This window comes from Aquabacterium sp. A08, assembly GCF_011742065.1.
In genome coordinates this window covers 1-337 of sequence record NZ_JAAQQT010000355.1, presented here as the reverse complement: position 1 = coordinate 337, position 337 = coordinate 1, and the positions used below count along the sequence as shown (strand labels likewise).

Below are 337 nucleotides of genomic sequence, written 5' to 3'. Positions count from 1 at the left end.
CTGGAGCAGATCCGGCTCAACCACCCCTGGGTGCCCGATGCGGTGGCCATCATCCGGGGCGGTGGCGCCGTCAACGACCTGGCCTGGCTCAACGATTACGACCTGGCCCGGGCCATCTGCGAACTCGACATCCCGGTGCTCACCGGCATCGGCCACGAACGCGATTCCACCGTTCTCGACGAAGTCGCCCACCAGCGCTTTGACACCCCCTCCAAAGTCATTGCCGGCATCGAGCGCACCAACGTCCAGCGGGTGCGGGAAGCGCAAAGCACCTTCGCCGACATCCAGCGCGCCACTGAGCAGCAGCTCGAACGCACACGACGCACCGTGCAGGCCA

At 66.5% G+C, this 337-nt stretch carries 1 protein-coding gene; it reads left to right on the top strand.

The annotated features are described in order from the left end of the window. On the top strand, nucleotides 1-337 hold a 337-nt coding region (locus tag HA630_RS27040), incomplete at both ends, for an exodeoxyribonuclease VII large subunit (RefSeq protein ID WP_305792607.1).